The 6,571-nt window shown below is 69.6% G+C and carries 8 protein-coding genes; 5 read left to right on the forward strand and 3 right to left on the reverse strand.

The genetic code is table 11. The features are described 5' to 3' along the window. Window positions 1–222, reverse strand: a 222-nt coding sequence (locus GKQ77_RS24585; RefSeq protein ID WP_219691113.1) for a hypothetical protein, incomplete at its 3' end; no start/stop codon positions are given. A gap of 89 nt (window positions 223–311) precedes the next feature. On the opposite strand from GKQ77_RS24585, the gene GKQ77_RS24590 reads away from it, so the two are divergent. Beyond that, the gene (locus GKQ77_RS24590; RefSeq protein WP_219691114.1) at window positions 312–914 is read left to right on the forward strand and encodes a hypothetical protein; all 603 of its coding nucleotides are present in this window, start codon (window positions 312–314) and stop codon (window positions 912–914) included. Window positions 915–940: 26 nt separating this feature from the next. On the opposite strand, the gene GKQ77_RS24595 is transcribed toward GKQ77_RS24590, so the two are convergent. Then, window positions 941–1,588, reverse strand: a complete 648-nt coding sequence (locus GKQ77_RS24595) for an NAD(P)-dependent oxidoreductase (protein WP_219691115.1) — start codon at window positions 1,586–1,588, stop codon at window positions 941–943. A gap of 51 nt (window positions 1,589–1,639) precedes the next feature. Further along, a complete protein-coding gene (locus GKQ77_RS24600; protein ID WP_219691116.1) occupies window positions 1,640–2,605 on the reverse strand; it encodes an EamA family transporter in 966 nt (321 codons plus the stop codon). A 119-nt stretch (window positions 2,606–2,724) separates the two neighbouring features. Here GKQ77_RS24600 and GKQ77_RS24605 point away from each other — a divergent pair, with 119 nt between their 5' ends. The 4 genes from GKQ77_RS24605 to GKQ77_RS24620 all read left to right on the forward strand — a co-directional run bounded on the left by GKQ77_RS24605 (window position 2,725) and on the right by GKQ77_RS24620 (window position 6,519). Next, entirely contained in the window at window positions 2,725–3,288 is a 564-nt protein-coding gene (locus GKQ77_RS24605; RefSeq protein ID WP_219691117.1) for a MarR family winged helix-turn-helix transcriptional regulator, read from the forward strand. A 78-nt stretch (window positions 3,289–3,366) separates the two neighbouring features. Then, entirely contained in the window at window positions 3,367–4,026 is a 660-nt protein-coding gene (locus GKQ77_RS24610) for a hypothetical protein (protein WP_219691118.1), read from the forward strand. Beyond that, the gene (locus GKQ77_RS24615; RefSeq protein WP_258021897.1) at window positions 4,026–5,060 is read left to right on the forward strand and encodes a hypothetical protein; all 1,035 of its coding nucleotides are present in this window, start codon (window positions 4,026–4,028) and stop codon (window positions 5,058–5,060) included. The genes GKQ77_RS24610 and GKQ77_RS24615 overlap by 1 nt, the downstream gene beginning before the upstream one ends. 181 nt (window positions 5,061–5,241) lie before the next feature. After that, window positions 5,242–6,519 (forward strand): hypothetical protein, encoded by a 1,278-nt coding sequence (locus tag GKQ77_RS24620; RefSeq protein WP_219691119.1) that lies wholly within the window; start codon window positions 5,242–5,244, stop codon window positions 6,517–6,519. The last annotated feature ends 52 nt before the right edge of the window (window positions 6,520–6,571 follow it).

Consider the following 6,571-nt stretch of genomic DNA (forward strand, 5'->3'; position numbering starts at 1 on the left):
GTGTGGGCGAGTGAAGTAATGGTGAGTGGTGGTGGAGGATTTCGTGATCAGGTCGGGACGCCGGATGACCGGCACGCGCGAGTTGGTGACCGTAATGCGGTGAAATACGCGCGCAAAAACGGGCGTTGGGGCGGGCGGCGGCGGCAAGTCAGCCGGGCCCAGGGGGTTGCGCCAGCAACCAGGACCCCGGTGGGCGGCGGCAATGATCTCGACCCGGCACACGGCCAACTCCTAAGCTGGCGGCTCTTCCTGCTGCTCACGGGGGCCGACCCCGCGCTGAGTGGTGGGCCCATCACAGCCAGGAGATCACTTTGCTCTGCAAGAAGACCGGGCTGCGCCTCGCCGCGCCCGTCGCCGTACTCGCCCTCGCGCTGACCGCCTGTGGCGGCGGGGACGACAAGAAGTCGGAGGAGAAGCCGAAGGCCGACGCCGCCAACTCCCAGGAGAAGCCAAAGGCGCCCTCCGCGCTGTCGGCCGGCGAGAGCACCACGGGCAAGGTCAAGGAGGGCGATGTCACCGTCACGTACGACGTCGCCGCGCAGAAGGTCGACCTGGGCACGGAGGCCGAGACCAAGAAGCTGGTCTCGGACCCGAAGCGGGCCAAGGGCCTGGTCGCCGCCACCGCGCATGTGAAGTACACCCACAAGGCGGGCGCCCCGCTCGCGGAGGTCCCCGACGTGGGCGACGGCGCGGAGATCTACGCCGACGGCGCCCGCGGCGGCCTCCTGATCGGGGCCTCCGAGGACGCGGCGGGCTGCGAGGACGAGCTGGAGCTCGAGGGCTGGAAGAAGGGCGAGAGCCACGTGATCTGCCAGACCTACCTGGTGCCGGTCAACGCCAAGGAGCTTGAGGTGCGCTGGGCCCCCGAGGACAGCGAGGCCGAGCCGGCCGTGTGGAAGTTCCCCGCGAAGTAGCGGTACGTCCGCCGGGCGGGGCGCCCTCAGTATCCGGCCGTGAAGCGGGAGCGGGGGTGCTTCGGGTTCTCCGCCTCGTCCAGGAGGGCCACCGCCAAGTCCTCCATGGAGAGTGCTGAGTTGCCCTCCGCGTCCACCAGGAGTTCGTCCCCGCCCAGGCGGAACGTGCCCGTGCGGGTGCCGGGTTCGAGGATCGCGGAGGGGCTCAGGTAGGTCCAGTCCACGTCCGTGACCGCCGTGCGGAGCGCGTCGTACTGGGCGTTGGAGGCCTCGGCTATGTGGCGCCAGGCCGGGGGGACGTAACGGGGGTCGTCGATCGCGAGGGTTCCCTCGGTGCCGGGGACCGTCAGGCTGCCCGCGCCGCCGATCACCAAGAGGCGCACGCCGGGAGTGCGGGCGAGGCCCGTCAGCATGGCTGTGGTGATGGCCGCGTGGTCGCTCTCGCGGCCCGGGGCCGGTCTCGTCGCGTTCACCACGGCGTCCTGTCCGGCGGCCGACTCGGCCACGTGGTCGGGGTGTCCGGCGTCGCCCGTGCGGTGCTTGGCGTCGGGGTGCAGCTCGGTGAAGCGGGCGGCGTCGCGGACCACCGCGGTGACCTCGTGGCCGCGGGACAGGGCCTCCGTGACGATGCGGCTTCCGGCGGTTCCGGCTGCTCCGAAGACGGTGATGCGCATGGTGGGCTCCTCGTTCGATGGGGTTGGTGCGGCGTCTGGAGGGGACTGTGGTTACGCGCGGCGGCTCTGGCCCAGGAGGACGCTGGTCAGGACCAGGGCCAGGCCGCCCAGTTGCCAAGGGGTCAGGGTCTGGCCCAGGAGCAGCAGGCCGGCCAGCGTGGCGACGACCGGGTTGGTCAGGCCGAGGAAGGAGACCGAGGAGGCGGGGAGGCGCTCGATGCCACGGAACCACAGGGCGTACGCGATGGCCGTGCCGATGATGCCGAGGTAGGCGTATCCGGCGAGGTTGGCGCCCGTGAAGTGGTCCGGCAGGCCCTCGGCGGTGAGGGCGATGGGGGCCAGTACCAGGCCGCCGGCGGTCAGTTGCCAGCCGGTGAGCGTGAGCAGGGAGACTCCCTCGGGGCGGCCCCACCGCTTGCTGAGCACCACCGCGAGCGCCATCAGCGTCGTGGCCGCCAGCATCGCCGCGATCCCGGTGGCGTCGACCGCGGCGCTGCCGCGCAGGACCAGCAGGCCTACGCCCACGACGCCGACGAGGCCCGCGATCAACGTACGCCGGGTGGGCCGCACCTTGAGTACGCCGATCCCGAAGCCCGCCACCAGCAGCGGCATGACCGCGCTGATCGTCGAGGCGACACCGCCGGGCAGGCGGTAGGCACCGAAGAAGAGGAGCGGGAAGAACGCCCCGAAGTTCAGCAGGCCGAGGACGGCCGCCTTCCACCACCAGTCGCCGCGCGGAAGCCGCCGGGTGAGCGCGAGCAGGATCAGTCCGGCGGGCAGGGCGCGCAGGGCGGCGGCGAGCAACGGGCGGTCCGGGGGGAGCAGTTCGGTCGTGGTGACGTACGTCGTGCCCCAGGTCGCCGGGCCGATGGCGGCCAGTGCGGCGATGCCGGCCGCGGCCCTCACGGACCTCCGGGGGGAGGGGGCGTTGGCGGTCGGGTCCTGGGTGGGCAGGTCCTGCGCGGAAGGCTGCGCTCCGGACGGGCGGTGCTCTGCGGTGCTCTCGCTGGCGGACATGACGCTTCCCCTCGCTGTTCCCCTGAACGCTGTTATTCTCAACGTTGAGATAAATATGGACGCTCGATCTGCGAACGTCAAGTATCTGAACGTTGAGAGATTTGGAGCAGTGCCGAGTCATGGCCGAGCAAGAGACACCGGAAGAGTCCGCCGCGGGCGCCGCCGACGAGCCCCGCGCGGACGCCATCGACGCGCTGCGCGCCCAGTGGCGCCGTGAGCGCCCCGACCTGGACCTCGCGGGCCTGGACGCGATGGCCCTGGTGGGCCGCATCAAGCGCGCGGAGCAACTGCTGAGCAAGGGCATGAAGACGGTCTTCGCCGAGTACGGCCTGGAGTTCGGGGAGTTCGACGTACTCGCCACGCTGCGGCGGGTCGGCGCGCCGCACGAACTGACGGCGGGCGGCCTGCTCAAGACCGCGATGGTGACGTCGGGCGCCATCACCAACCGCCTCGACAAGCTGGAGCGCAAGGGCCTCATCGAACGCCGCCAGGACCCCGCCGACCGCCGGGCCATCCGCGTCCGCCTCACCGAGGCGGGCCGCGACCTGGTCGACCGCGCGGTCGTCGACCACATCGCCAACGAACAGCGCATGCTGGCCGCCCTCACCCCCGCCGACCGCGAGGCCCTCGACTGGGCGCTGCGCCGCCTGCTGGTGTCACTCGGGGACACGCACCTGGGCTGAACCTCGACGTGACCTCGCCGCTCCCGCATGGATAGCTTGGGTCACTTCAGAGAACTCTCGTCTCACCAGGAGCTGACCGTGAACCGCCGACCCGCCCTGCTCGCAGCGGCCGCCCTGACCGCGGTCGCTGCCCTTTCGCTCTCCGCCTGTGGAGGCGGCGACGGAGGGACGAAGGACAACGACAAGATCGCGGGCGCCGATTCGGGAGACGGCGCGAAGAAGTCTCCGTCGGCCTCGGCGGCGGCTGACGGGGTCGAGCGGCCCAAGGTCACCTTGCCGAAGGGTGACGAACTCGTCTTCACGCCCGAGACCACGGGCGACGCCAAGAAGGACGCGGTGCTGCGTGACAACGCGGAGTACCTCCGCGCCATTGACGAGGCGATCGAGAAGCAGGACCCCAAGTCCGAGGCCATCGTCTTCTACAGCAAGGACTCGGCTCTGCTCGGAACGGTGGAGTGGGTCAGCGGATTCATCAAGGACGGCACGACGGTGACCGGCACGGTGCGCTACTTCAACCGCAAGGTCGTCTTCAGCAAGGACGGTTCGGCCGGGCTCACGTACTGCGCCGACGAGTCCAAGGGCTACACGAAGGACCGCAAGACGAAGAAGACGAACGTCACGAAGGCCACGAAGAACTCATACGTCTTCTACAACGACCGGCTCCGGAAGAACTCCAAAGGGGTATGGCAGGTGACCAAGAGCACGTCGGAGCGCGGGAGCGAGGTCTGCCAGCCGTGATGCACAAAAGCGTGGCGCTGGCCGCATGTACGGCCGCGCTCTTCACCGTGCAGGCGGCGCCGGCGGCCTGGGCGGACCGAACCAACACCACAAGCCCCACCAAGGAAGCGAAGGGCGGCAAGAACGGCCGCACCATCACCGTCCAGACGAAGGTCCAGACGTCGGTCAACGGCGATACGCGCTCGGCCCGGACCGGGAATCTCTCGTCGGCGGACAGCAATTGGACTCCGCCCGCCTGCTGGTACGAGCCGGCCTTCTCGCCGAAGGAGATCGAGAAGACGGTCAAGGCGTGGCGAGGTTTCGGCGACGGCGTACCGCTCTTCGAGGGGGTCGGGGAGTTCGTCGGGGACTACCTCGACAACCGCTACAAGAAGGGCAAGCCGTACAAGGACTACAACCTCGACAAGCAGGGCAAGGGGATGTTCTGGGCCGCGGCGATCAATCCGAACCGCAAGGACGACCCCGAGGCCAGCGCGTGCGACAAGCAGCCCTTCTGGGTCGATGAGGCCGAGACTCCCAAGGAACCCCTCGCGGTGACCCCCGAGGTTCTCGCCGAGTACGCCTACGACGAACTTCCCGTGCCGAGCACCGAGATCACGATGGCCCCGCAGGGAACGACGAAGGTCAATCTCCCGACGTGGGTATGGCTGGACAAGGCGAAGTTCAAGAAGGTCTCCGTCACCGCGAGCATCCCGGGTTCGGGCCTGTCCGCGACCACGACGGCCGAACCCGTCTCCCTCTCGATCGCACCGGGAACGGAGGACGCCGAGACCTACCCCGCGTCCGGCGAGTGCCCGATCGAGGACCACCGGATCGGCGTACCCCGGGCCAAGGGCACCCCCGCGGACACGGATCCGCCGTGCGGTGTGAAGTACCTGCGGTCCTCCGGCGACGGTTCGTACGACCTCCAGGCCACCGTCACCTGGAAGATCAGCTGGACCAGCACCACCACCGAGGGCGGCCGCCTCCCTGAGGGCCGGTTCGGCGCGGATCAGCAGGTCGAGGTCGAGGAGATCCAGTCCATCAACCGCTGACGGTGACGCCGGGCCTCAGCGCCCGGCGCTGAAGGTCTCAGCAAGGGCCATCGAGTTTGAGAGCGGGCGTCGCTCCTGACCTCCTGAAGCGGCTGCTCCTTGAGTCTGCCGAGGTGAGAACGGCCTCGGCCCGGCCTGAGGGACGTACGACGGCGCAGGCTGCTCGCCCCAGGACGGAGACATGACGAATACCACCGACGCCGGCTCCTCCTCGCGAGGTTCCCTGTTCCGGGCGGCGCCGCTTCCTGAGGAACCCGGGCCTGGCCGGGCCTGGCCGGATCGGGCAGCCCTTCTGCGTGCGCAGTCGGAGGCGCTCAAGGTGCTGACGCGCGAGGACCTTTCGCGCGGACGCGGCGTTGTCTTCTTCCTGTGCTCGGCGGTGGTGACCCTCGTCGCTGTCCTGATTCCGGTCCTGGTGGCTGACGCGCTCGGGGGCGAGGGCCGTGATGCAGACAGTGCCGCTGTAACAGCCGCTGTATGCCTGCTGCTGGCGATCATCGCGCTCCCGGCGCTCCTGGTTCTGCGCTCCTTGCGCGCTCGGGGGGCGCGGCGGAGTCGGCTACTCCGTCAGTGGGCTGCTGTGGACCGGGGCCATGACTCGGAGATCCCCGGTGGTTACGGCTCGCAGGGCTCCCCGCACCCCCGCTTCTTCAATGCGGCGGCCATCCTGGCGCTGGCGTTCATCCTGGCTGTTCTGGTGCTGGCGAACGCATCCGATGTGGACGTTCTCGTGATGCTGCCAGGGCTGGCAGTGGCCGCGTGCTTCGCCTGGGCGACCGTGCGCAAGTATGCCGATCGCTATGCCTGGGCCTCGCGGGAGAACGTGATCCGGGGGAGGGAGCGCCGACGGAATCGGCACCGGGAGCGGATGTCCCCATCGGTCGAAGTCCAACGGTCCGGGATCCGTCCGGTGCTGCTCTATCTCGCCCTGAGTGCCCCTGTCGCCATCGTCGTCGTGGTTTTCGCGATTGTCCGTCCGGACAACGTCACCGGCCTCGTGCTGGTGGGCCTCATCGCCCTGGCTGTCCTGGTGGTCGGCCTTCCGATGGTCGCGCTCAAGCGGCGCCGCGAGCGGGCTCAACTCGAAGAGGCTGTGGGTGCCCTGACGAGTTCGTTTTCAGCGGGGGCGGTGGTGCACCCCGTCCGGTATGGGCTGGGTGAACCGACGGGAGAGCATGGGGCCGTCGGAGCCGCCGCCTGGGACTGTGCTCCGCCGCGTGCCGGTGCGTTGGTGATCGCGGCGGACAGGGTACGACTCCGCGGTGCGGACGGGAGCGCGCTCGACCTCCCCTTCGCGGATCTCGCGGGCGTGGCATACATCCCCAACACGGTGAGCTGGCTCGATCCGACCGTCGATTTCCTTCTGCACTCCGGCGAGTCGATCGAGGTCCGCACAGCCCGAGCCGAGGAGATCGCCCACGCGCTCTCGGGTGCGGGAGTGTGGACCGCCTCGGCATAGAACGCCTCCTGCACCGGTGGGTTCTCCGGTCCCCTCCTCACCACCCCACCCC

Origin of the sequence: Streptomyces anatolicus (assembly GCF_019400875.1) — a bacterium.
In the GTDB taxonomy this organism is placed as follows: Bacteria; Actinomycetota; Actinomycetes; order Streptomycetales; family Streptomycetaceae; genus Streptomyces; species Streptomyces anatolicus.

Coding starts and splice junctions, on each gene's coding strand:
- GKQ77_RS24595 (WP_219691115.1), bottom strand. CDS start 1,588: ATGCGCATCACCGTCTTCGGAGCAGCCGGAACCGCCGGAAGCCGCATC.
- GKQ77_RS24600 (WP_219691116.1), bottom strand. CDS start 2,605: ATGTCCGCCAGCGAGAGCACCGCAGAGCACCGCCCGTCCGGAGCGCAG.
- GKQ77_RS24605 (WP_219691117.1), top strand. CDS start 2,725: ATGGCCGAGCAAGAGACACCGGAAGAGTCCGCCGCGGGCGCCGCCGAC.
- GKQ77_RS24615 (WP_258021897.1), top strand. CDS start 4,026: ATGCACAAAAGCGTGGCGCTGGCCGCATGTACGGCCGCGCTCTTCACC.
- GKQ77_RS24620 (WP_219691119.1), top strand. CDS start 5,242: ATGACGAATACCACCGACGCCGGCTCCTCCTCGCGAGGTTCCCTGTTC.